The sequence below is a fragment of the Streptomyces sp. NPDC085900 genome (assembly GCF_044540925.1).
In the GTDB taxonomy this organism is placed as follows: domain Bacteria; phylum Actinomycetota; class Actinomycetes; order Streptomycetales; family Streptomycetaceae; genus Streptomyces; species Streptomyces gilvifuscus.
In genome coordinates, this window is record NZ_JBITSP010000008.1 from 411,948 (window position 1) to 438,347 (window position 26,400).

The 26,400-nt window shown below is 69.1% G+C and carries 28 protein-coding genes and 1 pseudogene; 12 read left to right on the plus strand and 17 right to left on the minus strand.

The genetic code is table 11. From position 1 onward, the window contains the following. Positions 1 to 71: 71 nt before the first annotated feature. A complete protein-coding gene (locus ACIGDI_RS28275; RefSeq protein WP_399902142.1) occupies positions 72 to 743 on the minus strand; it encodes an SDR family oxidoreductase in 672 nt (223 codons plus the stop codon). Between the two features lie 166 nt (positions 744 to 909). On the opposite strand from ACIGDI_RS28275, the gene ACIGDI_RS28280 reads away from it, so the two are divergent. Continuing rightward, a complete protein-coding gene (locus ACIGDI_RS28280; RefSeq protein WP_399902145.1) occupies positions 910 to 1,512 on the plus strand; it encodes a TetR/AcrR family transcriptional regulator in 603 nt (200 codons plus the stop codon). A 151-nt stretch (positions 1,513 to 1,663) separates the two neighbouring features. On the opposite strand, the gene ACIGDI_RS28285 is transcribed toward ACIGDI_RS28280, so the two are convergent. Further along, complete coding sequence (locus ACIGDI_RS28285) at positions 1,664 to 2,302, minus strand: dihydrofolate reductase family protein (RefSeq protein ID WP_399902148.1); 639 nt, start codon at positions 2,300 to 2,302, stop codon at positions 1,664 to 1,666. A 634-nt stretch (positions 2,303 to 2,936) separates the two neighbouring features. Then, positions 2,937 to 3,665 carry an SDR family oxidoreductase gene (locus tag ACIGDI_RS28290; RefSeq protein WP_399902151.1) on the minus strand — a complete coding sequence of 243 codons (729 nt, stop codon included), beginning with the start codon at positions 3,663 to 3,665 and terminating at the stop codon, positions 2,937 to 2,939. Between the two features lie 76 nt (positions 3,666 to 3,741). On the opposite strand from ACIGDI_RS28290, the gene ACIGDI_RS28295 reads away from it, so the two are divergent. Together ACIGDI_RS28295 and ACIGDI_RS28300 are read left to right on the plus strand one after the other, a co-directional pair. Then, positions 3,742 to 4,119, plus strand: coding sequence for a MerR family transcriptional regulator (locus tag ACIGDI_RS28295; RefSeq protein WP_399902154.1), 378 nt, complete (start codon positions 3,742 to 3,744; stop codon positions 4,117 to 4,119). A 283-nt stretch (positions 4,120 to 4,402) separates the two neighbouring features. After that, positions 4,403 to 4,696, plus strand: a complete 294-nt coding sequence (locus ACIGDI_RS28300; RefSeq protein ID WP_399902157.1) for a hypothetical protein — start codon at positions 4,403 to 4,405, stop codon at positions 4,694 to 4,696. Positions 4,697 to 4,870: 174 nt separating this feature from the next. Here ACIGDI_RS28300 and ACIGDI_RS28305 read toward each other — a convergent pair whose 3' ends face one another. Then, positions 4,871 to 5,455, minus strand: coding sequence for a dihydrofolate reductase family protein (locus tag ACIGDI_RS28305; RefSeq protein WP_399902160.1), 585 nt, complete (start codon positions 5,453 to 5,455; stop codon positions 4,871 to 4,873). Between the two features lie 882 nt (positions 5,456 to 6,337). Here ACIGDI_RS28305 and ACIGDI_RS28310 point away from each other — a divergent pair. Continuing rightward, entirely contained in the window at positions 6,338 to 6,799 is a 462-nt protein-coding gene (locus tag ACIGDI_RS28310; RefSeq protein ID WP_399902163.1) for an iron chaperone, read from the plus strand. A 171-nt stretch (positions 6,800 to 6,970) separates the two neighbouring features. Here the strand turns inward: ACIGDI_RS28310 and ACIGDI_RS28315 are convergent, their stop codons facing one another. Together ACIGDI_RS28315 and ACIGDI_RS28320 are read right to left on the minus strand one after the other, a co-directional pair. After that, the gene (locus tag ACIGDI_RS28315) at positions 6,971 to 7,621 is read right to left on the minus strand and encodes a response regulator (RefSeq protein WP_399902166.1); all 651 of its coding nucleotides are present in this window, start codon (positions 7,619 to 7,621) and stop codon (positions 6,971 to 6,973) included. Continuing rightward, positions 7,609 to 8,889 carry a sensor histidine kinase gene (locus ACIGDI_RS28320; RefSeq protein ID WP_399902169.1) on the minus strand — a complete coding sequence of 427 codons (1,281 nt, stop codon included), beginning with the start codon at positions 8,887 to 8,889 and terminating at the stop codon, positions 7,609 to 7,611. The genes ACIGDI_RS28315 and ACIGDI_RS28320 overlap by 13 nt, the downstream gene beginning before the upstream one ends. 135 nt (positions 8,890 to 9,024) lie before the next feature. Here ACIGDI_RS28320 and ACIGDI_RS28325 point away from each other — a divergent pair, with 135 nt between their 5' ends. From ACIGDI_RS28325 to ACIGDI_RS28335, 3 genes are all read left to right on the plus strand, one after another. Further along, on the plus strand, positions 9,025 to 9,540 hold the full coding sequence (locus ACIGDI_RS28325) for a hypothetical protein (protein ID WP_399902172.1): 516 nt from the start codon (positions 9,025 to 9,027) through the stop codon (positions 9,538 to 9,540). 53 nt (positions 9,541 to 9,593) lie between these two features. Continuing rightward, positions 9,594 to 10,310 carry a class I SAM-dependent methyltransferase gene (locus ACIGDI_RS28330; RefSeq protein ID WP_399902175.1) on the plus strand — a complete coding sequence of 239 codons (717 nt, stop codon included), beginning with the start codon at positions 9,594 to 9,596 and terminating at the stop codon, positions 10,308 to 10,310. A gap of 84 nt (positions 10,311 to 10,394) precedes the next feature. Beyond that, positions 10,395 to 10,868 (plus strand): hypothetical protein, encoded by a 474-nt coding sequence (locus tag ACIGDI_RS28335; protein ID WP_399902178.1) that lies wholly within the window; start codon positions 10,395 to 10,397, stop codon positions 10,866 to 10,868. Positions 10,869 to 10,875: 7 nt separating this feature from the next. On the opposite strand, the gene ACIGDI_RS28340 is transcribed toward ACIGDI_RS28335, so the two are convergent. Both ACIGDI_RS28340 and ACIGDI_RS28345 read right to left on the minus strand, forming a co-directional pair. Beyond that, positions 10,876 to 11,202: a hypothetical protein gene (locus tag ACIGDI_RS28340; RefSeq protein ID WP_399902180.1), complete on the minus strand. Its 327-nt coding sequence runs from the start codon at positions 11,200 to 11,202 to the stop codon at positions 10,876 to 10,878. 383 nt (positions 11,203 to 11,585) lie between these two features. Continuing rightward, positions 11,586 to 12,266, minus strand: coding sequence for a class I SAM-dependent methyltransferase (locus ACIGDI_RS28345; RefSeq protein WP_399902183.1), 681 nt, complete (start codon positions 12,264 to 12,266; stop codon positions 11,586 to 11,588). A gap of 124 nt (positions 12,267 to 12,390) precedes the next feature. On the opposite strand from ACIGDI_RS28345, the gene ACIGDI_RS28350 reads away from it, so the two are divergent. Together ACIGDI_RS28350 and ACIGDI_RS28355 are read left to right on the plus strand one after the other, a co-directional pair. After that, complete coding sequence (locus ACIGDI_RS28350; protein WP_399902185.1) at positions 12,391 to 13,719, plus strand: hypothetical protein; 1,329 nt, start codon at positions 12,391 to 12,393, stop codon at positions 13,717 to 13,719. Between the two features lie 491 nt (positions 13,720 to 14,210). Continuing rightward, complete coding sequence (locus ACIGDI_RS28355; RefSeq protein ID WP_399902188.1) at positions 14,211 to 15,098, plus strand: neutral zinc metallopeptidase; 888 nt, start codon at positions 14,211 to 14,213, stop codon at positions 15,096 to 15,098. A gap of 66 nt (positions 15,099 to 15,164) precedes the next feature. Here ACIGDI_RS28355 and ACIGDI_RS28360 read toward each other — a convergent pair. Next, positions 15,165 to 15,418 (minus strand): annotated as a pseudogene (locus ACIGDI_RS28360) (IS5/IS1182 family transposase); the annotation flags it as partial. Positions 15,419 to 16,516: 1,098 nt separating this feature from the next. Beyond that, the gene (locus ACIGDI_RS28365) at positions 16,517 to 17,107 is read right to left on the minus strand and encodes a TetR/AcrR family transcriptional regulator (protein ID WP_399902191.1); all 591 of its coding nucleotides are present in this window, start codon (positions 17,105 to 17,107) and stop codon (positions 16,517 to 16,519) included. 85 nt (positions 17,108 to 17,192) lie between these two features. Here ACIGDI_RS28365 and ACIGDI_RS28370 point away from each other — a divergent pair, with 85 nt between their 5' ends. Continuing rightward, a complete protein-coding gene (locus ACIGDI_RS28370; RefSeq protein ID WP_399902194.1) occupies positions 17,193 to 18,092 on the plus strand; it encodes an alpha/beta fold hydrolase in 900 nt (299 codons plus the stop codon). Positions 18,093 to 18,159: 67 nt separating this feature from the next. Here ACIGDI_RS28370 and ACIGDI_RS28375 read toward each other — a convergent pair whose 3' ends face one another. The 3 genes from ACIGDI_RS28375 to ACIGDI_RS28385 all read right to left on the minus strand — a co-directional run bounded on the left by ACIGDI_RS28375 (position 18,160) and on the right by ACIGDI_RS28385 (position 20,882). After that, complete coding sequence (locus ACIGDI_RS28375; protein WP_399902197.1) at positions 18,160 to 18,420, minus strand: hypothetical protein; 261 nt, start codon at positions 18,418 to 18,420, stop codon at positions 18,160 to 18,162. Between the two features lie 745 nt (positions 18,421 to 19,165). Beyond that, positions 19,166 to 20,125 carry a radical SAM protein gene (locus ACIGDI_RS28380; protein ID WP_399902200.1) on the minus strand — a complete coding sequence of 320 codons (960 nt, stop codon included), beginning with the start codon at positions 20,123 to 20,125 and terminating at the stop codon, positions 19,166 to 19,168. Between the two features lie 67 nt (positions 20,126 to 20,192). Beyond that, complete coding sequence (locus ACIGDI_RS28385; protein ID WP_399902202.1) at positions 20,193 to 20,882, minus strand: hypothetical protein; 690 nt, start codon at positions 20,880 to 20,882, stop codon at positions 20,193 to 20,195. Between the two features lie 555 nt (positions 20,883 to 21,437). Between ACIGDI_RS28385 and ACIGDI_RS28390 the strand changes: the two genes are divergently transcribed. Continuing rightward, complete coding sequence (locus ACIGDI_RS28390; RefSeq protein WP_399902205.1) at positions 21,438 to 22,040, plus strand: class I SAM-dependent methyltransferase; 603 nt, start codon at positions 21,438 to 21,440, stop codon at positions 22,038 to 22,040. A gap of 125 nt (positions 22,041 to 22,165) precedes the next feature. Here the strand turns inward: ACIGDI_RS28390 and ACIGDI_RS28395 are convergent, their stop codons facing one another. The 4 genes from ACIGDI_RS28395 to ACIGDI_RS28410 are packed head-to-tail and all read right to left on the minus strand — an operon-like array spanning position 22,166 to position 25,444. After that, positions 22,166 to 23,095 (minus strand): ABC transporter substrate-binding protein, encoded by a 930-nt coding sequence (locus ACIGDI_RS28395; RefSeq protein WP_399902208.1) that lies wholly within the window; start codon positions 23,093 to 23,095, stop codon positions 22,166 to 22,168. 12 nt (positions 23,096 to 23,107) lie between these two features. After that, entirely contained in the window at positions 23,108 to 23,770 is a 663-nt protein-coding gene (locus ACIGDI_RS28400; RefSeq protein WP_351584630.1) for an ABC transporter permease, read from the minus strand. A 1-nt stretch (position 23,771) separates the two neighbouring features. Beyond that, positions 23,772 to 24,413, minus strand: a complete 642-nt coding sequence (locus tag ACIGDI_RS28405) for an ABC transporter permease (RefSeq protein WP_399902211.1) — start codon at positions 24,411 to 24,413, stop codon at positions 23,772 to 23,774. After that, complete coding sequence (locus ACIGDI_RS28410) at positions 24,410 to 25,444, minus strand: ABC transporter ATP-binding protein (protein ID WP_399902214.1); 1,035 nt, start codon at positions 25,442 to 25,444, stop codon at positions 24,410 to 24,412. The genes ACIGDI_RS28405 and ACIGDI_RS28410 overlap by 4 nt, the downstream gene beginning before the upstream one ends. A gap of 141 nt (positions 25,445 to 25,585) precedes the next feature. Between ACIGDI_RS28410 and ACIGDI_RS28415 the strand changes: the two genes are divergently transcribed. Then, a partial coding sequence (locus ACIGDI_RS28415; RefSeq protein ID WP_399902217.1) for an aromatic amino acid lyase occupies positions 25,586 to 26,400 on the plus strand: 815 nt, incomplete at its 3' end.

Below are 26,400 nucleotides of genomic sequence, written 5' to 3' on the forward strand. Positions count from 1 at the left end.
ACGTGAAGAGAGCACGTCGGGACCGAAGAACAAGCTCAGGCGTCCGTGCTGTGCAGGTCCGGGTAAAGCGCCTAGACCGGGCCGCTCAGAGCCGCCTTGACCCCCTTGGTCAACTCGTCGGCCAGGACCTCGTATTCTCCGGCCTCGACGGCGTCGTAGACCGTCGTCATCAGCTGCGTCGGCAGCATCTTGGGTCGGTCAGCGTGCGCGGCCATATCGGTGTCGACATTGCCCATGTGCACACCCGTCACGTGGACGCCCACGGGGGCGAACTCGACGCGCAGCGAGTTGGTGGCCGACCGCAGTGCGGCCTTGGACGCGCTGTAGGCGCCGCCGAAGGCATACCAGCTGGCAAGCACGTCGATGAGGATTGACCCCTCCTTGGCGGCGAGGACCGGTGCGAAGGCGCGGGCGAGGAAGACCGGCCCGAAGAAGTTCGTCTCCATGTTCGCCCGGATGTCCGCCTCGGTGACGTCCAGCAGGCTCGCGCTCGGCGGGATGGCGCCCGCGTTGTTGACGAGCACGGTGACATCCGCCGCGGTGGCGACGGCCGCGGCGATCGACGCGCGGTCGGTGACGTCATGGGTCAGGGGGATGATGCGTTCGTCGTCCCGGGCGTGGGGGGAACGGGGGGTGGCGTAGACCTTGGCGGCGCCGCGTGCCAGGGCGTCGTGGACGAAGTGGGCGCCGACACCGCCATTGGCGCCGGTGACGAGGACGACAGATCCGTCGAGAGAGGGCATTGGTTCCTTCTTTTCAACGGGATGTGAAGTGCGTGGCGGTGCACGGATGGAGCAGTGGCTCCTCGCCCGGCCGTGGGAGAATGAGCGGAGCCACATTCGAGCCCACACGTTAGTGACTGCCATCATCAACGAGTGCAGTCAGGATTATTCCTGGAGGACACCGCCCATGTCTGTCGCCTCCCAGTCGGTCGGACGGCGCGAGCGGAACAAGCAGGAAAAGCTCGACCGCATTGTTGCTGCCGCCAGTGAGCTGTTTGCCGAGCACGGCGTCGACGAGGTCACGACCCAGCAGATCGCGGACAAGGCCGACATCGGCACCGGGACCTTGTTCCTTTATGCCAAGACCAAGGGCGAACTCCTCCTGCTTGTGCAGAACGCCAAGTACGCCGAAGCGCTCGAGCAGGGCCGGGCGGACGCCGAGACCGTTCCAGGCGTGCTGGACGCGGTGCTGGCGATCGTCCGGCCGATCGTGGAGTGCAACCGCACCCAGATCGACAACGGACGCACCTACCTGCGAGAGATGGCCTTCGGTGACCCCGAGGAGCCCCGGCACAGCGAAGCACTCGCCATCGTCGCGCAGACCGAGGAGGCCATCGCCGCCGTGCTGCGCCGAGACGAGCGGGTCGCAGAGGGCGACGCCGCGACGCTGGCACACATCGTGTCGGCCGTGATGTTCCTCAGCATGGCGGCGAGCGTGAACATCGCCTTGAGCGTCGAGGAGATCGTGCAGGACATCCGGGGGCAGGTCGACGTCCTGCTGCCTCGCTGAAGCGCGGCCCCAGCCTCAGGCCCAGGCGACCATCCGGGTGGTCCTCGGCTGCGACATGGCCGGAGGGGCGGGGCGGGCCGCCGGGGGTCGCCAACCGCTCCCGGGGACGGGCGCGGCAGCACACCACCCCGGCGAACTCTGGCCCCGCGCGTCAGCGGCGGACCAGCACCGCGTGCGTGACGGTCGGCGAGCCGACCAGCTCGGACACCCGGTAGCCGTCGATCCCGTCACCCAGATTGTCGAGCAGCCGCTCCCCGCGCCCGATGAGCAGCGGCGCGATCACGAGGTGGAACTCGTCGATCAGCCCGGCGCGCAGATACTGCTGGATGACCGCCGCGCCGCCGCCGATCCGGACGTCCTTGCCGCCCGCGGCGTCGAACGCGCGCTGGAGCACCGTCTCCAGCGGCTCGTCGGTGAAGTGGAAGGTTGTTCCGCCGGCCATCTTCAGCGTCGGGCGCAGATGGTGGGTGTGCACGAAAACCTCGTGGTGGTAGGGCGGGTTGTCGCCCCACCAGCCCTTCCAGGACTCGTCCTCCCACGGCCCGCGCTGCGGGCCGAACATGTTCCGCCCCATGATCGTGGCGCCGATGTTCTGCTCGCCGCGGGCGAAGTAGTCGGCATCGATTCCGGTCTTCCCCGCGGCGGAATCTTCCGCCGCGGAGACGAACCAGCTGTGCAGGTCGTCACCCCAGCCGACACCGTCGCCGAACGGGGCGTCCAGTCGCTGGTTCGGGCCGGCCGCGAAGCCGTCGAGGGAGATCGTCACGTTGTGTACGCGGACCTTGGGCATGGTCTTCGCCTCTCGTGCTGATGTCGTTCTCTCACCCCTGCGTCGTACAGAGCCTGCCTGGATCGACATCCCCGCGCACATTCTTTGGGCGGGCCGTGCTGGTGCCCGGCACATTGCCGCGGCGCCGATTGCGCGGCGCGGGCGGGGCGACGCCGACGAGCAGCCGGCTCGCGCATCCAAGACCGGCCTGCGCAGTCCTCCGGGTGGGGCCGTCGTCGCACGCCGGGACTGTTACCGCGGTGAGTGCCAGTCGGCGTGGCACCAACGTCATGCGACAGCACAACTAGGCGACCAGGGTGTCTTGGAACTCCTGCAGAGCACGTCCACCGACGTCCTACGCGTCATCCGGTTCCGCGGAATGCGGTACGTGGCTCTGCATCGGCATCGGCGGGCCTGCTGTCGAACTGCTGCTTGAGAAGCAAAGTCTCTCCGCACAGCACATAGGTGTTGAGTGCACAGAGATTGGCAACTCGTAGAGCAACCGAGGCATGGACGCCATTGTTCGTCAGCTCGTCGATGCCGGTGAACCGCTAGTGAAGGCCCCTGCCCAGGGCCCGCAGTTCAACCTTAAGTAGAGGGTTCGAGAGGCAGATGGAGAAGCAGCTGACCGAAGCCCGTGCGGACCGAGGCCCCCTCAGGCCGCCATCAGCGCCGCCAGGGCTCGGTCCATTGCGGCGTTGAACTCTTCCGGTGTCAGCGGCAGTCGGGACTTGACGTCCCGGCTCCACTGGTCGGCGAGGACCTCAGCGGAGCCCGCCTCGACACCGTCGAGCGCCGCGTCGGCCAGGTCCGACGGCGCGATCTTGTCCACGGGCCAGCCTGCGGCCATGTCGGTGTCGGCCAGGCCGAGGTGTACCGCTGTGACGAGCGTGCCCTTCTCGGCGAGTTCCAGGCGGACGCCGTTGGTCATGGCCCAGGCGGCGGCCTTGGACAGGTGGTAGGCATTGGCGCCGTTGCCTGTGAACCACGACATGGCGGAAAGGACGTTGACGATCGCGCCTCCGCCGTTCCTGGCGAGCGCCGGCGCGAACTCCCGGATCATTCCGAGGTGGCCGAACATGTTGGTCTCCAGCTCACGCCGAAGCGCGTCCGGCGAACCGGTCACCAGGTCGGTCCCCGTACTGATTCCCGCGTTGTTGATGAGGAGCGAGACGTCGGGGGCGGCCTCGGCGGCGGCCCTGATGGATGCGGGATCGGTGATGTCGAGGGGCAGCACCTCGACCCCGGGCAGGTCCACGCTCTCCGGTCGACGGGCCGTGGCGTAGACCGTGCGGGCGCCCCGTGCGAGCAGGCGCTGCGTAAAGGCGCGGCCCAGGCCGCGGTTGGCTCCGGTGACAAGGGCGACGGAGTTGTTGATGTCCATGTCCGTTACGCTAAAACCTGACGTTGACGTCAGAGGCAAGCGTCGGTCTCCAGGGCCACGGGTGAGAGGAATCACCATGACGGTCGCAGTGGCCGCCGCCGAGCGGTTGATCCGCATCGGCGAGGTGGCGCGAGGCGCCGGCGTCTCGGTGCGCGCCGTGCGCTACTACGAGCAGCAGGGACTGCTCATCCCGGAACGCAGTCCGTCCGGCCAGCGCCTGTACCGGCAGGACGCCATCGCCCGGGTGCGCTTCTTCCAGCAGATGTTCGCCGCAGGCCTGACCAGCCGCAGGATCACTGAACTCCTGCCGTGCTGGGACTCCGGGCACACCGACGCCGAGCAACGAGCCATGTTGCGTGCCGAGCGCGAGCGCATCCAGTCCAAGATCGACGAGCTGCAGACCGCCCGGGAACGCCTGGACGAGATCATCGCCATCACCGACGCGCACCCGTAGTGCGATCGGCCAGACGTCCCATCAACGATCTAACCTCGCTGTCTCGGTTGGGGCGATGAGGAGTCGTTGAGGGGGAACTGCTGTCGGGCGGCCGACGCGATTTTCGGTCTTCGGGCAGGGTGGAGACCAGCACGGTGGTCTGGTGCTCCAGGGTCTTTCCGGGCGTAGGCCGTCAGGGTTTGCCGGTCAGCTGGCAGGACGGTGTAGTGCGGCGGGGGCAGGGTCGTACTGATGCTAGTCCTTGGCGAAGGGGCGGGCCGAAAGGCCCGGGACGGAGGCATACGTGGAGACTGACTTGGTCGGTCGTCTGGAGGAGGCGGCGGATCGTTTCGTGATGCCCCTGCGCATGAACGAGGGGTTCGATGAGCAGGCGCTCCTGCGGCTGCATGCGGAGATCGATCGGTGCGGGACGGTGTGGAGGGGAGCAACCCATGTACCGAAGCGTGCCGCGTTGATCCTCGCCGAACTCCCGCCGGCGCTCGAGGCGTGCGCCTGGCTGTACGAAGAAGACATGCGTCAGCGGATCCAAGAGGCCGGGGTGATGGTGTCAGAGGCAGTGATCGCTGCTCTGGACTGAGTGCCTCCCACGCCGCCGCGCAGCTTCCTGTGGGCGCCAGTGCCCAGCACTCCAGCCGTAGACCGTGATGTTAGCCTTCGCCGCGATTGTTGCTGCAGTGGCTGGTCTTGGCGCGGTGTTATCGGCGACCGCGCCGGATCGACCAGGCCAGTCGGTAGGGGGAGTCTGGGGGCCTCAGCGTCGCACCCGGTATCGCAAGTGTGTCGCGCCCTTGCCTTGGGTCACGACCGGGTCGTCGAAGCGGTGCGGTGCGCTCGCCAGGTTGGCGAAGTATGGGATTCCCTTGCCGAGCAGCACCGGTACGAGACTGACGCAGACCTCATCCACCAGTCCCAGGTCAAGCGCCTGTCTGGCGATGTCAGCACTGGCGATGGTGACGTGTTTGCCACCGGCGACTTCCTTGGCACGCGCGATACCTTCCGCGACGCCGTCGACGAAGGCTGTACGCGGCCACTTCGCGGCTTCCTCTGGCGCGTTGTGGGTCACGACGACGACCGGCGCGCCGATCGGGTGGCTGTCATTCCAACCGTTGGTCAAGTCAAACAGTCGACGGCCGCAGACAAGTGCACCAGCCCCGGCGAGAACCCCGCGCAACATCTCCGCGCTGTTCGCGTCGACCTGGAAGGACCAGCGCTCGTCGGCACTCGGCACGGTGACATCGCCGGCGTCGTACCAGCCGAACAGCTCACCGGTTCCGCCCTTGGGGTCGGCGACGTAGCCGTCGAGCGACATCGACATGTGCGTATAGACCTCGGACATGCGGACCTCCTGTGGACTCTCGTCCTGCATAGACCTCTCGGAAGGCTCCAATTCATCGGCCCGTCACTGATCATGCGGTGGACTGCCTGCGCCACGCCGTCCTGCCGAGGGCCAGGCTCGGGAAAAGGGGACGGCCACCGCTGATCATCGGTGGGTGAAGACTGAAGATCTCGAGGTGGGCGCAGGGCACAGCGTAGAGCCTGCCCGCTGGCAGGAGGCCCTGACGGGCCGGACAGCGGTCCGGTTCGCGCGAGTGGAGCCCCGGCGCCGGGCGAGGGATTTGATGCCGGGGCTGCTGTCGGACCTGCCGCACTGGTGTGACCGGACGCGTGTCGGTGGCGGCGGGGATGATTTGTCGGTGACTTCACTGCTGGATGATGTGCGTGCAAGTCCGGAGTGGATCGCTTCCGCTCTCGAAAGCTCGGGCTGTCAGGCTGATTTCTCACCGTCCAGCCTGCGGGAGGTCGAGCTTGCCCCGCAGGATCGATGATGAACACAGGCAGTCGGATCAGGCCCGCTGACAACGCCACTTGGCGACCGGCCGCGGCCCAGCGGTATGAAACTGGGGGTAGTTGCCCCTCCCCAGGCTGCGAGACGGGCGCCGGTGAGGAATCGGGGATCGAAGAGCTCCGGCCGAGGCAGCGGATCGGCCGCCAGCGCGGCAGAGCCACGGCGTCTGCTCGGGCACGTCGAAACAGCGCCCGCCCGCTTGCTGTGGTGAGTGTCGTGACGTGCCGTCAGGGTGGGGCGCGGGTGGGTTCGAGTGGTCCTTGAGCAGGCCTTGAGGGTTTGGGTGTGAGGGGATGTTGTACTGGCGGCAGGGACCGGGCCCGGCCGCGCGCACGGGTCGGTCTTGGTGACTTATGGGCTACGGGAGTGAGCATGAGCAGCACCAAGAGCGGCAAGGGCGGCACGTATGAGGGGTTCTCGGCCGAGGAACGGGCCGCGATGAAGGAGCACGCCCAGGAGCAGAAGGCGGCGGCGCGGCGCGGCTCGCGGGCGGACAAGGCGGCGCTGGCTGAGCAGGACGTGTTGGCCAAGATCGCCGAGATGCAGGATGCGGACCGGGTGATGGCCGAGCGGGTCCACGCCGTCGTCACCGCCAGCGCTCCCCAGCTCGCGCCGAAGCTGTGGTACGGCATGCCCGCCTACGCGCTGGACGGCAAGGTCGTGTGCTTCTTCCAGAGCGCGGCGAAGTTCAAGGCGCGTTACGCCACGCTCGGGTTCAACGACCCGGCCCAGCTGGACGAGGGTTCGATGTGGGCGACCGGTTTCGCCCTGACCGGCGTGACGGCCGAGGTGGAGGAACAGATCGCGGGGCTGGTCAAGCGGGCCGTCGGCTAGGCGGTTTCGTCTGGGTCACCTGGCTGGCCAGAGGAAGGTGCTCGCAGCGTGGAGTCCGGCCAGGCAGATGGCTGCTGTCTTGTCGTTGCGGGTGGCGATGCCTGGCCACTGTTCCAAGCGGTTGATGCAGCGTTCGGCCGTGTTGTGGGCCCGGGGGCGCGTGAGCGCGCACTATGCGGTCGCCACGCCCAAAAAGCGCAGCACCGCCAGGACGCGGCGGTGGTCGGCGTCGGCCTTGGGCAGGTCGAGCTTGGTGAAGATGCTGTTGATGTGCTTGGCGACCGCGCTCTCGCTCACGATCAGCTCGGCGGCGATGCCGGAGTTTGAGCGGCCGCCCGCCATCAGCTCCAGCACCTCCCGCTCGCGCGGTGTCAGCCGGTCGAGCGGACCGGTGTGCCGGCGCACCAGCAGCTGCGCGACGACCTGCGGGTCGAGCGCGGTGCCGCCGGCCGCCACCCGGCGTACCGCGTCGGTGAACTCCTCGACGTCGGCGACCCGTTGCTTGAGCAGATAGCCGACGCCGGAGGTGTTGGCGGCGAGCAGATCGGCGGCGTACCGCTCCTCCACGTACTGCGACAGCAGGAGCACGGCGGTAGGCGGGTACTGGCGGCGGATTACCAGCGCGGCGCGCACTCCCTCGTCGGTGAAGCCGGGCGGCATGCGCACGTCGACCACGGCGATGTCGGGGCGGTGCTCCTCGACGGCTGCCAGCAGTCCTTCTGCGTCGGCGACTTGCGCGCACATCTCGAAGCCGGCCGCCTCCAGCACCTTGACCACGCCGATGCGCAGCAAGAGGGAATCCTCGGCGATCACGGCGCGCACGGCAGCTCCACGGTGATGACGGTCGGGCCCCCGGCGGGGCTGTGGCAGGAGAACGTGCCGTCGACGGACGCGACGCGCTTGGCGAGCCCGGCGAGCCCGGTGCCGGCCGCCGCGAGATCTGCGCCGCCCGCGCCGTCGTCCGCGACGACCACCAGCAGTGTCTCCCCGATCCGCTCCACGCTCACGTCCGCCCGTCTCGCCTGGGCGTGTTTGACCACGTTCGTCAGGGCTTCGGAGATAACGAAGTACGCAACAGCCTCGAGGGTGGGTGAGGGGCGCTGCGGCAGGTCCACCGTTATGCGCACCGGGATCGGGAGGCGGGCGGCGATCCCGGACAGCGCGGCGTCGAGGCCGCGGTCCTCAAGGACGGCCGGATGCAGGCCGCGCACCAGGTCGTTCAGCTCGGCGATCGCCTCCTTCGCCTCGCGGTGCGCCTCGTCGATCACCTTGCGGGCGTCCTCCGGCAGGTCGCCGAGGGTGGTCCTGGCCAGGCCCAGGTTGACGGCGAGTGAGACGAGGCGCTGCTGTGCGCCGTCGTGCAGGTCGCGCTCGATCCGCCGCCGCTCGGCGTCGGCGGCGTCGAGCACACCGGCCCGGCTCTCGGCGAGGTCGGCGACCCGGCGGGCCAGCTTCTCCGTGCGGCTGGGGCCGAGCAGGACCTCGGCCGCCCGAATCTCCAGCCGCACCACAGCGCCGGTCAGCCGGGGCCCGAGGAACAGCAGGGCGAGACCGCCGGCGGTGACGTACACGGCCTGCGTGGTGTATCCGACGTCGGTGACCGGCCAATGCGGCGGCAGCGCCCAGATCCACACGTAGAGGGAGGCGGCCACGACAGCGACGGCGAGGACGGCGAGGACGGCGAGGTCCAGGACGGCGAGCAGCGGACCCGCCACGGCGTGGTAGCAGACCTGCCGCCACAAGGCCCGCGTGGTCAGTCGGCGCGCCGCCGACGTCCAGTTGCGTCCCGGCCCGGGTACGGCGGGGCGCGGGAGGTCCTTGCCGGCGAGCGCCCGGTAGCGCCGCCGCTGCCCGGCGGTCAGCAGGGGTGTCACCAGGAGCGTGAGCAGCACGGGCAGCGCCGCGAGCGGGAGCAGCACGGGCAGCGGAGTCGCGGCCGGCGCCAAGGCCGCCATCGTGCCGAGCAGCCAGAGCCACAGGGGCGCCACGGCGAGGTGGAGCGGCAGGCCAGCGGCGATGAGCGCGGTTTGGTGTCCCGCCCTGCGCAACGGCCGGCCCGGCACCAGCTTCAGCCACGTCGTGAGTTGCATGCGTCAAACGGTAAAGCCGCAGGCCATCCCCGTGCCATGACGTTCCCGCCCGGTTCGGGGGTGCACTTGTCTCCACCCCGGGTCGGAACCCTGCGTGACTGACGGCGCCCTGGTGTGCGGCGCAGGGTGGAGCACGTGAAAGGGAGAGCCGGCGGGGAGCGGGGGAAGACGATGCGTCAACTGGCCTGGTGCGATGAGGAAGTGGCAGGCGCCGAGGACGTCGGTTGCGCCGAGGTCATCCCGCTCCACGAAGTGGCGCAGGAACCGCGCCTGGGGCGGGGCATGCGGCGGGCCGGGTGGCTGCTGGTCGCCTGCGGGCTCGCCCTGCTGCCGTGGCTGTACGTGCTGGCCACCGGCCTGCCGGCCACCGCGACCGCGGCGCACTGGCCGGTCGCCTGGGCCGGGCTCGACGCGCTGGAGGCGCTCGGCCTGATCGCCACCGGCCTCCTCGCCGCCCGCGGGGACCGGCGGCATGCCCTTGCGGCCGCCGCGACCGCGACGCTGCTTGCGGTGGACGCCTGGTTCGACACCACGACCGCGGCCCCGGGCGGCGACTTCGCCACTGCGGTCGCCATGGCGCTCGGCGCCGAGTTGCCGCTCGCCGCGCTGTGCGGCCGGCTGGCGCTGCGGGCGCTGAGCCGGCCCGTGTGACGCCGACCGCCCCACTGCGTGCCACGGACCGAATCGATGAACCGGAGAACACCATGCACCGCATCACCACCGCCCCCGTCGCCCCGAACCCGGCCCGGACCCGCTGGGCGGTCGCCGCCGGCGCGGGCGCCGCGTTGGCCGCCGCCTGGTGGCTGGGCGACACGGCGCCCTATCCGTACGCCCAACGCGGCCTGCTCTACGTGCCGTTGCCGTTCCTGACCGCCGACCGGATGGACGCCGTACTGCGGCCGCGGCCCAGGGAGCGGATCCTGGAGATCGGCCCCGGGACCGGACTGCAGTCGCTGCACGTCGCCCCGCAGCTCGGGCCGCAGGGACGGCTCGATGTGCTCGACATCCAGCAGGAGATGCTCGACCACGTGATGTGCCGCGCACAGCGCGACGGCCTGGCGACGATCACGCCCACCCGCTCGGACGCACGTGAACTGCCCTACGCCGATGGGACATTCGACGCCGTATACGCCGTGACCGCGCTCGGCGAGATCCCCGAGCCGGATCGGGTACTGCGCGAGGCGGCACGGGTACTGGCACCAGGCGGGCGACTGGTGATCGGCGAGTTCTTCGACCGGCACTGGATCCCCTTCGGCCGGCTGCACCGGCTCGCCGACGCCGCCGGCCTCCATCTGACCGAGCGCCGCGGCCCGAGCCCGGCATACCTCGCCCGCTTCCGACCCTGCGGAGCCCACGCGCCCGTTCGCCAGGGCGATCACCTCGCCGACGGCGACCGGGAAAGCGACGGCGGGAAAGCGTGAACACCACACGTGCAGTGCCGACCGGCCCATTCCGCGCGGCTTTCGACGGGCACCCAGCCACAGGTGAGCGGGGCTGGTGCAGCCGTGGGAATCACCGCGGTTGCAGAAATCTGGTCTTCGGTGCCGCACCAACCGAGCTGGGGCATCGCCCCGTGGGCCATCCGCCTGGCCGCCAGGAGACGGGATACCAGCCACTGGGAGGCCCACCTGGCGGGCGCGCCCGAAGACGGGATGCCCCGGACCCGGCAACAGCAAAGTAGAGACGCTGCCGGATTCATCATCGCCGCCACCCGCCTGCGCACCCACGACCTGTTCTGCCGCCTGTGGCGGCCGGTGGACTGGATACTCACATCACAACGCCGGCGCGAAATCGCTGACGCCACGCCACCTGCTCTGGTGACGATCTACATCGCGGAGCGCGATGGACTTCACACGCTGCCGACGGAAAGCGGGGGCTGGATCACAGGCTGCGGGGTCGCCACGTTCGCGGCGAGCCGCTGGCTACAGCGCCTGCGGGGAAGGAATCGAAACCGCCGACTCGCCGGCACCGAACAGTGAGTAACGATCACTCTGGGTGCGCCAAGGCCTCCTTCTGCAGTTGCACCGCCGCCACCAGGCTCAGTGTCGGCTCCGCCCGGCGCAGTGCCTTCACCGCTGCGACGGAGGCGACATCCCCGGTGAAGCCGACGGCGGCCAGCCGGGAGTGGACCCAGCGCGCGCGTACCTCGGCCGCAGTGGCGGCGGCGGTGGACTCGGCGATCGTAACGGCGCGTTCCAGACCCGCGCGTTCCTCGGGCGCGGCATCGGCCAGCGCCTGGCGCAGGACGGCCGCGATCACATCCGCATCGCGCAGTACGAGGGTGGCGTCTTTTGACGGTCCTAGGATTCCCATGCGGATCAGGTTGTTGGCCAGATGCTCTGGCTGCCAAGCAACTTGAGCGTTTCCAGAGGCTCGGGCAGGGCGCGCCAGGTCGTTCCGCGGCGGCGCAGTGACGATTCCAGCTGTGTGGGCGGAGTGTCGTGCTTTCCGCTGCAGCCGTCCCGTACCCACCCATCACCGCATCGCCGGGGTGCTGCCCCTCCCGGACTTCACCGACGATGCCTCTGACCAGGCCAGATAGCGCAACGCTGCTGGAGTACCAGAAGGGCCCATTGTAGTGCTGCCAGCTGCTCTCGATCTTCGTGCGTACCCCGGACGACCCCTTGCCCTCGCCGGTGTTGTTCCAGACGGTGCCCGCGCTGTCCGGGAAGACCAGGTCTGCCTTGTCGTCGGGCTCAGCGCAGCCGTCGCGCACGCAGCACCAGGTCGTCGGTATGGTGCGCGCCGGCGCCGCCGTCGGGTGCCACGCGTGGTCGCTGTTCGTTCACCTCCATCTTCCAGTCGTCGGTGAGCAGGGCGGCGACCATCGAGGGCCAGACGTAGTCAGCCGGGTCGAAGCCGCTGTCGTGTGCCCGCTGGGCGTCCATCCCCGCGTGGTGTACGAGCAGCAGCACGCCGCCGGGCGCGACGGCCGCGAGCAGCGCTCGCTCGGCTGCGGCATCGGGGGTGCGCAGCAGGGCCGGATACTGCGCGGAGACCAGGTCGAAGGAGGCCCGCGGGAGCGCCGCTTCGGTCAGCGCGGCGTGTACCCAATGAACGGCGACGCCTGCGTCCCGCGCGTGCCCGGCCGCCCGCTCCAGCGCCACGCCCGAGACCTCGAGCGCGGTCACGTCCCAGCCGCCGCGCGCGAGCCAGACGGCGTCCGCGCCCTCGCCGCAGCCGACGTCGAGCACCCGCCCGGGCGTGAGCCCGGCGACCTCGGCCACAAGCGCACCGTTGGGCTGGCCGCTCCACAGCTGTTGTCGGTCGGCGTATCGGTTGTCCCACTCCGCCCGCACCGCGGGGTCTCCGACGTATCCGTCGCCAGGCAAGGAAGGGTCAGACGCGGGCGATCTTGTTGTGAAGTTGTCGGTCATGGGCCCAACGTCGCCCTTCGTGGCCCGGTCACGCCACTCCTGTTGCCGCTCCGGCAAAACGGCGTCCACGGGGCGAGGAACGCCTGAGGGATTGGTGGCAGTGGTCCCTGCGAGCATACGGATCATGAAACGATCCGACGATCTCCTGGCAGGGCTGGACGACATCGACTGGGCAGCCCTGGGGCACGCCTACGGCAGCGCTGAGGACGTGCCCGGCCAGCTCCGGACCCTGTGTGGGCTGGACGAGCAGGCCCGGGAGAGCGCCTTCCGCAGCCTGTTCGGCAACATCTTTCACCAAGGCACCCGGTACTCGGCCTCTCCGTACGCCGTGCCGTTCCTCACCCGAATCGCCGTCGCGGGCCCGGTCGGCGCCCGGCCCGACGCGCTGCTGCTGCTGACCCGTCTGGCCATTGATTGGCACGACGAGTACGACCTCCCGCTCGGCATCGACACCGCCGCGTGGCGCGCCGCAGCCGTCAGCCCCGAAGAAAATCTGCGCTGGTACGACGAGCAGATCGCCGCCGAGACCGACGAGAAGCGGCTGAAGAACCTGTGCGAGGGACGGGCGTACTGTGCGGCGGGGCACCCCGTCGACGCCCGCGAGGGCGCACTGCGCTCCTATGACGCGGTTCGCGCCCAGCTTCCCGTCCTGCTCGATCTACTCGACGACCAGGAACCGGAGATCCGCACCAAGACCGCGTACCTCCTCGGCTGGTTCCCCGAGGAGGCCGACGCCACCCTGCTCCCCTTGGTGGCCTGCCTCGACGGTGAGCGGGACCCAGTCTGCGTCGCCACGGTCCTCGTCTCGGTCGGACTGATCGCCGACCACGACCCGGACGGCCGACTCCGGCACCACCTCGACCACGAGCACCCCTTGCCGCGCTGGGCCGCCGCCACCGCCCTGACCCGCTTGCTGGTTGCACACCCGGCCACTGCCCCCGGCCTGCCGCAGGCAGAGCGCATCGCCGCCGAGCTGGCGGCCTTCGGCGCCGGGCCGGCTCCCGAGACCGCCACCGTCCATCACGCGGGCGACCTGCACAGCTACACCGTCCGCAGCCTGCTGCACCTGATGGGCGCCGCTGAGGCCCCGGACGGGGTCCTCCTGGAGATCGTCCGCGCCTTGCCTCGTATCGAGGAGACCGGCGTCGTGCCCCGCCCGCCGGCGGTCCGCGCCGAGAACCTGCTGGAAGCCTTGTTCGAGCCCGCGGACACCGTGCCGGTGTTCGCCGAGCTCTCCCCTGGGCGCCGGGAGTTGCTGAGGGTCCTGGCCGAGCTGCTGACCGCCGCGGACTTCCAGCCCGTACCGTTCGGCTCGGACCTCCACGAGCGGTTCACCCAGTACGGCCTCCCCGGTACCCGCCCCGCCCTACGCGCCTACGTCGGGCTGTCCACCGAGGGAGGGGACCCGAGCGCTCCCCTCCCCGACCCTTGGGCACCGTTCCGCAACCACTGATGCCACCGCCCCTCACCGATCGGAGTCAACCTCCTGCTGGGCCTGCTGGACGCCCCCGCCCCACGGCTGACTGCCACGGAGGCCGCAGTACTGGCCGAAATCCCCAACCGGCACCCCCACCACGCCACCTCCATCCTGCAGGAGACCGGCATCCTGCACTACGAACCGGCGTGCGCGATGACCGCCTGGGCCACCTCGTGCATCGCCGAGCTGCCGGCGCCGATGGCCGCCCAGATGGAGGTGTGGCGGACCGTCATGCGCGACCGCAGCACCCTCCCGCCGCGCCGCCGCTGCGCGGTCGACGGCGTGGAGGGGCCGTCGCCGCGTACGGCGGTCCGCCGTTCACCCACAGATCGGCGTCGCGACGTCGCCCGCCGGCTCCTTCGAGAGGCGGAGCAGGAAGAGGTCGGGATGGGGATGTCCTCGTACGGGGTAGGCGAGCGGGACGACGCGGGGCGGTCCGGCGCGCTATTTGAGAGAGGGTCAACGGGATGCAATTCGACGACGATGCTGCTCTGGACACGTCCGAGGTCGAGGACGGTCGGGGAGGTGCGCTGGGCGGGATCCCGGGCGGCGGGAAGACCGTCGGCGGGGGACTGGTCGGGCTCGTGGTGCTGGTCGTGTCCGTGCTCTTGGGTGTCGACCCCGGTATGTTCGGCTCCGGCAGCAGCGAGACGTCCTCGTCCGGCGAGTCAGCCGCTGACCTCGCGGCGGAGTGCCGGACCGGTGCCGACGCCAACCGCAAGGAGGAGTGCCGGATCGTTGCCGTGGTCGACAGCGTGCAGGCATTCTGGAAGCAGACGGAGACAGCCGCCGGCAAGCCCTACCAGCAGGCCCCGACGTTCCTCTTCACCGGCAGTGTGAACACCGGTTGCGGGAACGCTACTTCCGACGTCGGCCCCTTCTACTGCTCAGCCGATGACAAGGTCTATCTCGACCTCGGCTTCTTCAACGACCTGAGCAGCAAGTTCGGCGCCAAGGGCGGCCCGTTCGCCGAGGCCTACGTCATCGCGCACGAATACGGCCACCACTTCCAGGACCTCAGCGGAACGATCTCCCGCGGCAGCGGAAAAGGCCAGAACAGCGGCTCGGTGAAACTCGAGTTGCAGGCGGACTGCTACGCCGGAGTGTGGGCCCACCACGCCACCACCACCCCCGACCCCAAGAGCGGTGAGCCACTGATCACCGACTTGACGAAGGACGACATCAACCGCGGGCTGGACGCGGCCGCCGCCGTCGGAGACGACCGTATCCAGCAGCGCTACCAGGGCAAGGTCACACCCGATACCTGGACCCACGGCTCCGCGAGCCAGCGCCAGCAGTGGTTTGCCACCGGCTACCGCTCCGGCCGCGTCGCCGCCTGCAACACGTTCAGCTGACCACGCTGACAACAACGGTACGACACCCGGTTGGTGGGCCCCGCTGTGGGCAGATTGCGTATATGTGGCGAGGTGGATCATGGCTTCGGAGCGGCGGGCGGGCTCTGGTAGTCGCACGTGAGGCGGCGGTGGAACACCAGCCAGCCGTAGGTGCGCTCGACGGTCCAGCGTTTGAGCAACGGGGTGAATCCCCTGGTTCCGGGGGCGCGTTGGACGATTTCCACGTCGATGCCGAGGGTGACGGCGTGTTCGCCGAGGTGCTGGTGGTAGCCGCCGTCCACCCAGGCTTTGCGGATAGGGGGGTGGGCGGCGGCGACCTGGAGCCGGACGCGGAGAGCGTGACGTTCGCTTCGAGGGCTTGAGCAGGCGCAGGGCCGGGGAGTGGCGCGCTGTTCGCGTACACCCTGCCCCCGATCACGAGGTCACACTCACGCAAACCGGGGCGGAAGCTATGCTTCCACCCGGCATGTCCTCGGCCATGAAACAGTTATCTCCTGTCCCGCAGCGCGCGCACCACGTCCGCGAGCGCGCGGAAGACCGTGGACAGCGCGTGCAGTAGCCGCTCTCGTGCGGCGGCACGTTGCCCCTGAGTGCCAGATGGGCGACGGTGACGACCGTGATCGCGAGCACCGCCAGGCCGGCCACCAGCACCCATGCCATGCCCATCACTTGCTGACTTCCCTCTCCCTTGCCTCTGGTCCCGGCCCGTGCGACCGGGGCCCTGCTCATGGACCCGGGCCCGTATGGCCGTGTCGTGGTGCCCGGAAGCAAACGGTGGGCGGCATTGTGTGCGCAAGTCAGCCGGGTGCTGATGGAGCCGGGAAGCGAAATTTCCGCAGCCCGGAGAGGTGCGGCCGTCGTGGGGCGTGCGGCAGGAGCCTCATGACGCAGAAGCCGTCTGAGGAGACGTCCGCGGGCTCCGGACGGGGGCGCTCGGAGCCGGGTTGTGGCGGCTGTGGGCGGACTCGGGGCTCGACAAGGGCGTCGTGGTCGCCCGGGCCAATCACCTGCTCGATGATCGGGGTGCGGCGTGTGAGCGTGTCCCGCTTCACCGAGCGGCTGTCGGGTCAGCCTGGGTCCAACTTTGCGCCACTGTGGGCACTGGTCGCGGTGATGCTGGTGGCACGGGGTGATTTGACGCAAGAGGATGCCGCGCTCCCGCTCCGGAGCAGGACCGCAGCGGGCGACGGCCCACCGGTGCCAAGAGCCCTGGCAGGGCAAGCAAGCGGTCAGTCTTCCGCACCCCCGGCTCGTGCCGGGCGCACTTCGGGGGCAGGACCCAGTCGTGCCCGGGCGCGTTGCGAGTACTGGTATGAACTATGGGAGAGCGTGAATGCCGAACTCGGCCCGAACACTGGCCGACGGCTCGGCGTCTACCTTGAGGCGGCCGCCCGCGCACACTGCGGTCGATATGCCAGCTATCCGACCGGTCTCAGCGCCCGCGCGAGCGCGTCGACGGTCACCCCGACGATCGCCCGGAGTTGCTCCGGGCTCGACCCGGCCCTACCCATCACCGCGAGAGACTGGTTCACGGCCGCTACGTGTACGGCGAAGTCCTCGGCGTTCTCGTCGGACATTCCGCCGGCCTTCAGCGCGGTGCGCAGGCGCGGGCGCTGGAGGCCGAACAGCTCTTTGACATGCTCTGCGACGCTCGGGCGCAGCGCCGGACTCGCCATGACCGACTGGGCCATCAGGCATCCGTCGGGCACGGCGGGGTCGGCGATGCGCCTCAGGGTGACGTCGAAGAACGCACGGACGGCGGCGACGGGGTCCACGGCTGCGCACGAGAGGGCGGCGTCGAACTTGTCGCCGTAGCGCGTGGCGTAGCGATCCAGGCAGCGAAGGAAGAGCGCGTCCTTGTCGCCGAGCGAGGAGTAGATCGAGCTGCGGTTCAGGCCGGTCGCCCGGGACAGGTCGTCGAGCGAGGTGTCGGCGTAGCCGGAGCGCCAGAACTGGATCATCGCGGCGTCGAGCACCGTGTCCATGTCGAACTGTTTCTTGCCTGCCATGCGGCCCATCCTCCCATCTTGGACTGATCAGTTCAAGAAGTGCTAGCGTCGAATCACGGTCCACCCGCCTCGATGGAGGATTCCCATGACCAACCCCGTCCCCGCCCTGCCCCTGCATGACCTGGCCGGATTCACGCACCGCTGGGTCGACGCCGACGGCGTCCGCCTGCACGCCGTCGAAGGCGGTCGGCCGGACGGACCGGCCGTCGTCCTGCTCACCGGGTTCCCGCAGACCTGGTGGGCCTGGCGAAAGGTCATGCCTGCTCTCGCCGATCGGTTCCGTGTCATAGCGATCGACCGGCCGGGCCAAGGCAATTCCGAGCATCCGGAGCTCAGCTACGACACGCACACGGTCGCCGCGCACATCCAGGCCGCCGTGAACGCTCTCGGCGTGCGGGACTACTGGCTCGCCGGGCACGACATCGGCGCCTGGGTCGCCTTCTCCCTCGCCCTGAACTACGAGAGCCGACTGCACGGGGTCGCGCTGCTCGACGCCGGAATTCCCGGTATCACCATGCCGGAAACGATCCCCCTCGACCCGACGCTGGCGTTCAAGACCTGGCACTTCGCGTTCCACGTGGTGCCCGATCTTCCCGAGACGCTGATAGCCGGCCGCGAGCGGGAGTACATCAGCTGGTTCCTGAAGACCAAGTCCCTCGCGCCCGACGCGTTCGAGGAAGCAGAGCTCGACCACTACGGCGCGGCCCTCGCCGTCGATGGCGGCCTGCGCGCCGGCCTCGCCTACTACCGGGACGCCGCCGAGTCCGCGCGCAAGAACCACGCATCACTCGAGCAACGCCGACTGACCGCACCCGTCCTCGGAATCTCCAGCAGCCACGGCTCGATCCCGGATATGGCGGCCTCCATCAGCCCGTGGGCCGAGAACGTGACCGGCGTCATCGTGCCAGACGCCGGTCACTACATCCCCGAAGAGCAGCCCGAGGCCGTCGCCGCCGCCCTCACCGACTTCTTCAGCGGCCGTTAGTGCTCTGGCAGGAGGGCGATCCCCATTGCCGCCGAGGGCCCGTCAGTTACGAGCCCGCCCCGCGCGCCTACGGACGTGCCGAGAACCGCCCGTCGCCGCGCTTGTGCAGCCAGCCCCGGGCGGCAAGCTTGGTCATCTTCGCCCGCAAAGGTTCCAGCTTGCCGTGTCCGAGGCGTCCAGCCCCAGCCGCTTCGTGGACCGCCCTGACCCGCACCGGGCCGTCCGCCTCCCGCACGATCGCCAGGATCTTGCGGTAGTCGCCGGGCAGCCCGCCCTCGTCGGCCGCGTCGCCGCGATGCGGGATGAGCAGGACTGCCCGCCCGGCCACCTTCGCCGATGCAGGAGCGACAGCCCGGCGTCGGCCCGGGCCTGCTCGGCCAGGCGGTTCAACACTCCGCTCCGCGATCGCCGGTTCGTGCCGCTCAGCCTGCCTCCTGGAACTGCTTGCCCAACTCCTCGGCGAGAGCGTCCAGTTCGCTCCGGCGGGCGGTGATCCGCTGCCGCGCCCGCATCCCCCGCGCCCTCCCGCATTCTCACGGCGTGCCGACCTGCTGACGGATCGTAGGCGGGGACGGTCGTGGGCGCAGCCAAACCCGGCATCCCGCCAGAGCCGAACCTGCCCGATGATCTACACCATGGTCATCGGCCGCCGACCGCGAGTACCCAACTCGCCCTTCACGCCAGACCCGTGACCCGCGACTTCACGATGCACACTGCTCAATGGCGAACCGGGCAAACCGTCCGCAGCGACGCGTATACATGCGATCAGTTCATCTCGCTGGCTGAGAACGCATCAGCCCTGGGCCGGGGCAAGCGTTCGGGACGTTGGCGGGCTCAGTCGGCGAAGTGCGAGGACTTCCCGCACTTGGTGCAGGCCCTGGATGCCGTGCTGCGCAAGCTGGGCTGGACGGCCCGGCGGTGGCGGTTCGACCGCATGTCGACGGTCTGCTATCCCTCCAGCGGGCAGATCACCGCGGCATTCGCAACGAGGAACAGATTCTGCGCGGTGCTCACGGTGCCCGCCCGACGCTCAGTGCCTCAGCCACGGACCTCGGGACATGGACTTCGTCCAGCTAAGCGGAACGGAGTACTTCGGCAACGACTTCTTCCCAGTGCTCGATGATGACTTTCCGGACTTCCGGATCGTGGTAAAGACGGTGGCAGAACTGGCAGTGGTGGGCGTAACGCCCCTCCCAATCGATCCGGGGATTGTGGCGAGCTGCCCAGGCGACGATGCGTTCCGGCCCCTCGTAGTGGATCCACAACTTCAGCAGATCCTCTTCGGCCTCCGTGATCGCCCGGGCCAGGGAATCGGGCTGACGTACATGGCCCACGTTGAGTTCGGGGATGGTCCGCATGCCGAGGCCGCAGCAGGCGCCGATTCTGCCGTCGGCCTGGACGGTATAGGTCTGGAGCAGGTTGTCGCACCCGGAGCGTCTGCCGATGTTGTGCCGGTCCACCACGGCGCCTTCCGGATATGTGTGCGTGGACGCGTGGGTCATCGGCATCCAGGGGCTGAACTCGACTGAAAGGTGCGCGAGCTGTTCGGGGCTTAGCGCGGAGACCAGGGGGTGATGCAGCAGTGATTCCCTGGTGACGCTGTTCTCGCTCTTCAACTCGACCATGACATGGACTTTGTACGCGCGCTCGCACGCAGCCACGACCGCGTGCGCGACACGGTCGATGGGGACAAATTTGATGTGCTCGTCCCCAGTGCTGTAGTTGATCTCTGAGAGGCCCGCTTCGATCAGGAGGCCTAGTTTCTTCCGGGCCGTATCGAGGGTCCGCGCCCAATGGGCGTTGGTCACAAGCCGCGTGGGGAAGCCGAGACGCCGTGCGTAGCTGATTCCGTGGAGGAGGTCCTTCCAGCGGAGCGTGGCGTCGCCGCCGGTGAAGACCACATTGTAGAAACCCAGCCTCTTGGCTTCGTCGATGGTGGCGGTGATGTGCTCGGAATCGAGCTGCGTACGCTCCCGCGGGCTCGACAAAGTGCCGCATTCATTGCATGCCGCGGGACAGGTGAACGTGGGCATGATGGAGAGCGTGAGAGGCCCACGGTCCATATGCCGCCGCAGTCCCGGTAGTTCCCTGTGGGCGATCTCAGCCAACGCGCTCTCCCTCAATGCGCTCTTCGGCGACCGGCTCTCCATGCAGCTCGGTGGCGTAACGGACCAGCGCATCGATGGCGACGCGAACACAGCCGGATCCGTAGACTCCGCCCTCCCGGTCCGCGTAGTGCTTCGACGCCTGTTCGACCTCCACGCTCGTGCCCCCGGTGTGATCGAATTCTGACGAGTGCTGAAAGGACTGGATTGCATGGAAGGTCGCGTTGTTGCTGCTGTGCGCCGAAAAGGCGAAGCCGTCCACGAAGATCGTGCCACTGGTGATGAAGTGATCTCCGGTGATTTCCCGGGGGCTGTGCGGTGTTGCGCTGTTCCTGATGAATTCGAGGATGGCGTGGTCACCACCGTGTTCGAGTACGGCCTGGGTGAAGTCGTCCATGAAGGCGGAGCGAGAAGGAGGTGCGCCCTGCCGTTGCTCCGCGTAGCTTTGCAGCCACTCCCGCAGCGGCTGGTTGGAGAGCACGGCATACACAAGCTGATTGGTCGCTGATGCCTCCTGCTCCGGCAGGCTCACACCGTCGACATGTTCGGAAAGGACCTGCGCGGGGTTCTTGACGAACCGTTCACGCAGCGCCGCATCCCTGGAAATGGCCTCGAAGAGCCCGTCGATTCGGTCCGTGATTCCCCGGCGACGCAGGATCAGGGGTTCAGAAATGTCGGTGCTCACTGAATGACTCCAGCTGAGAAGGGACGGGCCAGTGCCCCACGCTACGGAAGTTGCGAAGCCATTGACCAGTGTGTTCCGCCGAATGGAGGAACGGAATTCATCGGCCAGGCCGACAAGTGCAGATTGGTACGCCGGCATGTCCGACACCGAGGGATGGATCGTCGCGCGCGAGTACGCCGACAGACGAGATCGACGGTTTCCTGCGTAAGCCGATCAACGGCACGAGTGTCCGGCGGGGTCATGCCACGGCCTGCGCGGCGGGCCAGGCCCTGTGAAGCGCGACTGCGCCGCGTACCACGCCGGCGTGTGGATGGAGGTGCCCGCTCCTGGACCCGCGGCTCCTGGCCATTTGCCTGCCCCGGACTGATCGGTGACGGGAGGCAGAGACGCGGAGCTTTGTCTTCCGGGCGCTCCCAGCGCGCCGTCTATGCCTCTTTCACGCCCTTCGTGCGCTCCAACTCACCCTGCCGGAAGGTGCCTTGAGCTTCGTACGTTGGCCTGTTCGCCTCACGCGGGGCGGCTCCGGCGCGAGGTGGGGCCGGGTTTGGCAGCGGGTTGGTAAGGGGTGACACGTGGAAGCCATCGCGCGGACTTGATGAGCGGCTGCGCGCCGGCATCGACATGCTCGACGTGGGCACCGGGGAGGGACACGCCCCTCTGGTGCTGGCCAGGGCCTTCCCGGCCAGCCGCTTCCACGGTCTGGACCAGTCGGAGACCGGCATCGAGACCGCGCGAGCCCAGGCGGCTCGTGCCGGGCTGGACAACCTCCGTTACATACAGGCCGATTCGACGCAGATCACCGGCGAGTACGACTTCATCACCGCCCTTGACGTGATCCACGACCTGGCCCGGCCGGCCGAGACACTGGCAGCGATCGCGCGGGCCCTGCGCGCGGGCGGCACCTTCCTGATGGGCGACGTCGCCGCGTCCAGCAAGCTGGAGGAGAACATCGCACACCCCTTTGCGCCTGCGCTGTACGGATTCTCCGTCTTCTACTGCATGACGACCTCGCTCAGCACGGGCGGAGTCGGCCTGGGCACCGCGTGGGGACAGCAGACGGCAGTGTGGATGCTGAAGGAGGCCGGCTTCGGGAACGTCGACGTCGAGGCCGTCGAGGGCGACCCGATCAACGTCTACTACGTTGCGACGAAGAATTGACGGTTGGCTGACGCCCTGCCGACGCAGGCGCAAGGAGTGCTGCCCTGGCCGCGCCGCGGCAGTGCCGTCGTCCTGGTGGCGACGGTGGTCAACTGACTGCTTGTGCTTGTCGGGCGGACCGGCGATCAGACCAGCCCGTGCTGCTTCGCGTACGTGTTCGCCACGTCCTCCGGGTCCTTCTTGTCGTTGTCGACCCGGCTGTTGAGCTGGGTGAGCTGCTCGGTGGTGAGGACGTTGCCGAGCTTGGCCAGCGCCCTGCGGACCGTGTCGTCGCACTTGCGGTCGGCGATGAGCGGGACGATGTGCTGGCTGGGGATCAGGTTCTTCGGGTCGGTCAGCACCACCCAGCCGTTGGCGGCGATGTCGGTGTCGGTGGTGAAGAGGTTCGCCACGTCGACGTCCCCCTTCTTGAGGGCGCCCTTGACCAGGGGGCCATCGGAGTCCAGGGACTTGAACTCCTTGAACTCCACGCCGTAGAAGTCCTTCAGGCCCACGGCTCCCACCCGGCGCTTCTTCACCTCGGGCGCGGCACCGATGACCAGCTTGCCGTTGTGGTCGGCCAGGTCGGCGAGGGTGGTCAGGCCGTACTTGCGGGCGGTCGCCCGGGTGACGACGAAGCAGTCCGAGTCGGCCGCCTCCCCGTACGGCAGCACCTGGAGGCCGGCGGGCAGCGCGAGGGTGAGCGCGTTCTGCATGGTGCCGGGCTCCGAGGAGTTGTCCTTCGGCGCGAGGTAGTTCAGGAGGGCGCCCTGGTACTCGGGCAGCAGGTCGATGTCGCCGGCCTTCAGCGCGGGGATCACGATCTCCCGGGTGCCGAGGTTGGGGCGGACCTTGACCTTGACGCCCGCGGCCTTCAGGACGGCCGCGTAGAGGTAGCCGAGGACCTGGTTCTCGGTGAAGTTGGCGGTGCCGATGGTGATGCCGCTCTTGCTGGAGCCACCGCCGCCGGACGTGGAGCCTTGACTGTCGAGCGAGGTGATGCCGCTCGCGCAGGCGGACAGGGCCGGAACGGACGCGGCCGCGAACAGGCCGCCGAGGAGGGTGCGTCGGTTCATGATCGGTGTTCCCTAGGCGGTGCGGTGGCGGAAGAGGAAGCGCTGCAGGCCCGACAGGGCCAGGTCCAGGGCGACGGCGACTACGGCGACCAGCACCGCGCCGCCCAGCACCTGCACGAGGTCGCGCTGGGCAAGGCCGTCGAAGACGTAGCGGCCGAGGCCGCCGAAGGAGACGTACGCGGCGATGGTGGCCGTGGCGACGACCTGGATCAGCGCGAGACGCAGGCCGGTCATGATCAGGGGGAGCGCGAGGGGCAACTCGACCTGGAACAGGACCTGGTGGCCCCGCATGCCCTGGCCGCGGGCCGCGTCCTTCACGTCCGGGTCCACAGCGGTCATCCCGGCGTAGGTGTTGGTGACGATCGCCGGGACCGCGAGGGCGACCAGGGCGACGTACACCGGCAGCATCGACAGCCCGCCCGCCAGGAAGACCAGCACGACCAGGCCGACGGTCGGCAGCGCGCGGCCGAAGGACGCGAGGTTGATCGCGATGAAGGCGCCCTTGCCGGTGTGGCCGATGAGCAGGCCGAGGGGGAGGCCGATGGCGGCGGCGATGAGGGTCGCGAGCAGCGAGTACTGGAGGTGTTCGGCGAGGCGGTGGGCGATGCCGTCGGTCCCGGACCAGCTCGCGCCGCTGGTGAGCCACTTGCCGAGGTTCTTGAAGAGCTCGTACATCTCAGGCTCGCCTTCTGCGCCACGGGGTCAGCACGTACTGGAGCGCCACCAGCAGCGCATCGGCGACCACGGCGAGCAGGATGGTGAGGACCACGCCCACGATCACCGGGGTCGGGAAGTCGCGCTGGAAGCCGTCGGTGAAGAGCTGGCCGAGGCCGCCGTCGCCGATATAAGTGGCGACCGAGACCAGCGAGATCGACATGACGGTCGCGATCCGCACGCCCGCCATGATCACGGGCAGCGCGAGCGGGAACTCCACGGTGAGCAGCGTGCGCAGGGGGCGCGTGCCCATCGCCTTCGCCGCTTCCTTTGTCTTCGCGGGGACCGAGTCCAGGCCCTCGACGGTGTTCCGCAGCAGCACGACCAGGGTGTAGACGGTCAGGCCGATGACCGTGGTGGTGCGGGTCAGGCCGCTGATCGGCAGCAGCAGCACGAAGATCGCGATCGACGGGATCGTGAAGAGGACGTTCGAGACGCCGAGCAGGAAGCCGCGCAGCGGGCGGATCCGGTGGGCGATCACCGCGAGCGGCAGCGAGATGAGCACGCCGAAGAAGACGGCGGTCATGGCGGCCTGGAGGTGGGAGAGCGTGAGAGAGGTCAGGTCGTCGGTGTGGTCGCCTATCCACGACCAGTCGATGGTCATGCGGCCACCCGTGCTTCCGTGTGTGCCCGGCCCGCGTGCTCGTGGATGTCGTCGCGGGAGGACACCCCGGTGAGGACGCCGTCTGCGTCGACGCGGGCGACCAGGCCGGTGGGGGAGGCGAGGGACTCGTCGAGCGCGGACAGCAGCGAGTCGGTGTCGCGCAGCGGCCGTACGGGGAGTTCGGTCTCCTTCGACACCCAGTGCAGGGGCTTGCGCTGCTCGTCGAGGACGAGGGTCCAGGTGCCGCCCTCCGGCGCCGGGCCCTGCGGGACGCCGGAGAGAGTCTTCAGCGACAGCAGCTTCAGACCGCGCTCGGCGCCGAGGAAGCCGGCCACGAAGTCGTCGGCGGGGCGGGCGAGAAGCTCGGCAGGGGTGGCGCACTGGACCAGGTGGCCGCCAGTGCGGAAGATCGCGATCTGGTCGCCGAGGCGTACGGCTTCGTCCACGTCGTGGGTGACGAAGACGATGGTCTTGCTCAACTCCTGCTGCAGCCGCAGCAGTTCGTCCTGGAGCTGGGTGCGCACCACCGGGTCGACGGCGCCGAAGGGCTCGTCCATGAGCAGGACCGGCGGGTCGGCGGCCAGGGCGCGGGCGACGCCGACGCGCTGTTGCTGGCCGCCGGAGAGCTGGTGCGGGTAGCGCTTGCCGGCGTCGGCGGCCAGACCGACGGTCTCCAGCAGCTCCGCGGCGCGGGCGCGCGCCTTCTTCCGGTTCCAACCGAGCAGGAGCGGCACGGTGGCGACGTTGTCCAGCACCGTGCGGTGCGGGAAGAGGCCCGCCTGCTGGATGACGTACCCGATGGAGCGGCGCAGCTCGGCGGCGTCCTGCCGGGTCACGTCCTTGCCGCCGACCCGGATGGTGCCCGAGGTGGGCTCTATCATCCGGTTGATCATCCGCAGGGTGGTCGTCTTGCCGCAACCGGAAGATCCGACGAGGACCGTGACACCGCCTTCCGGCATGCGGAGGGAAAGGTCGTGGACTGCTGTCGTGCCGTTGGGGAAGCGCTTGTGGACCGCATCGAACTGGATCATGAGATGTCCCTTGCCCGGCTGTATAACGTCATGCAGAGTTCTCTGTAGCTGAATAGCTTGTCAACGGTTTGGTGTTAATCCGAAGTAACGGATGACCGCACGGCAAGACCGGATGTCCGGTTAGGGGAGGGTTTCGGCGTGATGTCGTCTCAGATCGTGGACGTGCCGGATGCTGTGCACACCGAACTGGTGATCCTCGACGGGATCGGGCTGGGCGTTGAGGACGTCGTCCGCCTCGCCGACGGCTCCGCGCGTCCGGTGCCCGGGACCGACGCGATGAAGCGGGTGACCGCATCCTGGGACGCGGCCCGGCAGATCGCCGCGACCGGTCGCGTCTACGGCCGCTCGACCGGCGTCGGCGCCAACCGGAACGAGGACGTGCCCACCGAGGCGGCCGCCGAACATGGGCTGCGGCTGCTGCGCAGCCACGCGGGCGCCATCGGGGACGAGCTGCCGGCCCGGCAGGTGCGCGCCATGCTCGCCGTACGGGCCAACCAGCTGCTCGCGGGCGGGGCGGGCCTACGGCCGACGGTGGTGACGGCGTTGTGCGAGGCGCTGGCGAACGGGGCGTATCCGGTCGTGAACGAGTTCGGGTCGGTCGGCACCGGGGACATCGCGGCCCTGGCGCAGGTCGGGCTGGCGCTCGCGGGGGAGCATCCGTGGCTGGCGAGCGGAACCTGCGCGGATGCGGGCGGGCCGTCGGGTGGCCTCGGCGAAAAGGCCTTCGGCAGGTCGACCGCCGCCCACGGATCCGCTGCGGTCGGCGCCGCTGGGTCCGTTGCGGTCGGTGCCACCGGGTTCACCGCTGTCGACGCCCCTGGATCCGCCGCTGTCGGCGCCCCGGATCCGCAAATCCTTGATAACAACGATGCGTTGGCCTTCATCAGCAGCAACGCCCTCACCCTCGGCCAGTCCGCGCTGGCCCTGCACGAACTGCGCGCCCTGGTGGAGGCCAC

Excerpts from the sequence above, each read along its gene's own strand:
- ACIGDI_RS28365 (WP_399902191.1), bottom strand. The coding sequence starts at position 17,107 with ATGGCAGGCAAGAAACAGTTCGACATGGACACGGTGCTCGACGCCGCG.
- ACIGDI_RS28305 (WP_399902160.1), bottom strand. The coding sequence starts at position 5,455 with ATGTCCGAGGTCTATACGCACATGTCGATGTCGCTCGACGGCTACGTC.
- ACIGDI_RS28295 (WP_399902154.1), top strand. The coding sequence starts at position 3,742 with ATGACGGTCGCAGTGGCCGCCGCCGAGCGGTTGATCCGCATCGGCGAG.
- ACIGDI_RS28370 (WP_399902194.1), top strand. The coding sequence starts at position 17,193 with ATGACCAACCCCGTCCCCGCCCTGCCCCTGCATGACCTGGCCGGATTC.
- ACIGDI_RS28345 (WP_399902183.1), bottom strand. The coding sequence starts at position 12,266 with ATGACCGACAACTTCACAACAAGATCGCCCGCGTCTGACCCTTCCTTG.
- ACIGDI_RS28355 (WP_399902188.1), top strand. The coding sequence starts at position 14,211 with ATGCAATTCGACGACGATGCTGCTCTGGACACGTCCGAGGTCGAGGAC.
- ACIGDI_RS28380 (WP_399902200.1), bottom strand. The coding sequence starts at position 20,125 with ATGCCCACGTTCACCTGTCCCGCGGCATGCAATGAATGCGGCACTTTG.
- ACIGDI_RS28350 (WP_399902185.1), top strand. The coding sequence starts at position 12,391 with ATGAAACGATCCGACGATCTCCTGGCAGGGCTGGACGACATCGACTGG.
- ACIGDI_RS28410 (WP_399902214.1), bottom strand. The coding sequence starts at position 25,444 with ATGATCCAGTTCGATGCGGTCCACAAGCGCTTCCCCAACGGCACGACA.
- ACIGDI_RS28400 (WP_351584630.1), bottom strand. The coding sequence starts at position 23,770 with ATGTACGAGCTCTTCAAGAACCTCGGCAAGTGGCTCACCAGCGGCGCG.
- ACIGDI_RS28405 (WP_399902211.1), bottom strand. The coding sequence starts at position 24,413 with ATGACCATCGACTGGTCGTGGATAGGCGACCACACCGACGACCTGACC.
- ACIGDI_RS28280 (WP_399902145.1), top strand. The coding sequence starts at position 910 with ATGTCTGTCGCCTCCCAGTCGGTCGGACGGCGCGAGCGGAACAAGCAG.
- ACIGDI_RS28290 (WP_399902151.1), bottom strand. The coding sequence starts at position 3,665 with ATGGACATCAACAACTCCGTCGCCCTTGTCACCGGAGCCAACCGCGGC.
- ACIGDI_RS28310 (WP_399902163.1), top strand. The coding sequence starts at position 6,338 with ATGAGCAGCACCAAGAGCGGCAAGGGCGGCACGTATGAGGGGTTCTCG.
- ACIGDI_RS28275 (WP_399902142.1), bottom strand. The coding sequence starts at position 743 with ATGCCCTCTCTCGACGGATCTGTCGTCCTCGTCACCGGCGCCAATGGC.
- ACIGDI_RS28320 (WP_399902169.1), bottom strand. The coding sequence starts at position 8,889 with ATGCAACTCACGACGTGGCTGAAGCTGGTGCCGGGCCGGCCGTTGCGC.
- ACIGDI_RS28330 (WP_399902175.1), top strand. The coding sequence starts at position 9,594 with ATGCACCGCATCACCACCGCCCCCGTCGCCCCGAACCCGGCCCGGACC.
- ACIGDI_RS28340 (WP_399902180.1), bottom strand. The coding sequence starts at position 11,202 with ATGGGAATCCTAGGACCGTCAAAAGACGCCACCCTCGTACTGCGCGAT.
- ACIGDI_RS28395 (WP_399902208.1), bottom strand. The coding sequence starts at position 23,095 with ATGAACCGACGCACCCTCCTCGGCGGCCTGTTCGCGGCCGCGTCCGTT.
- ACIGDI_RS28285 (WP_399902148.1), bottom strand. The coding sequence starts at position 2,302 with ATGCCCAAGGTCCGCGTACACAACGTGACGATCTCCCTCGACGGCTTC.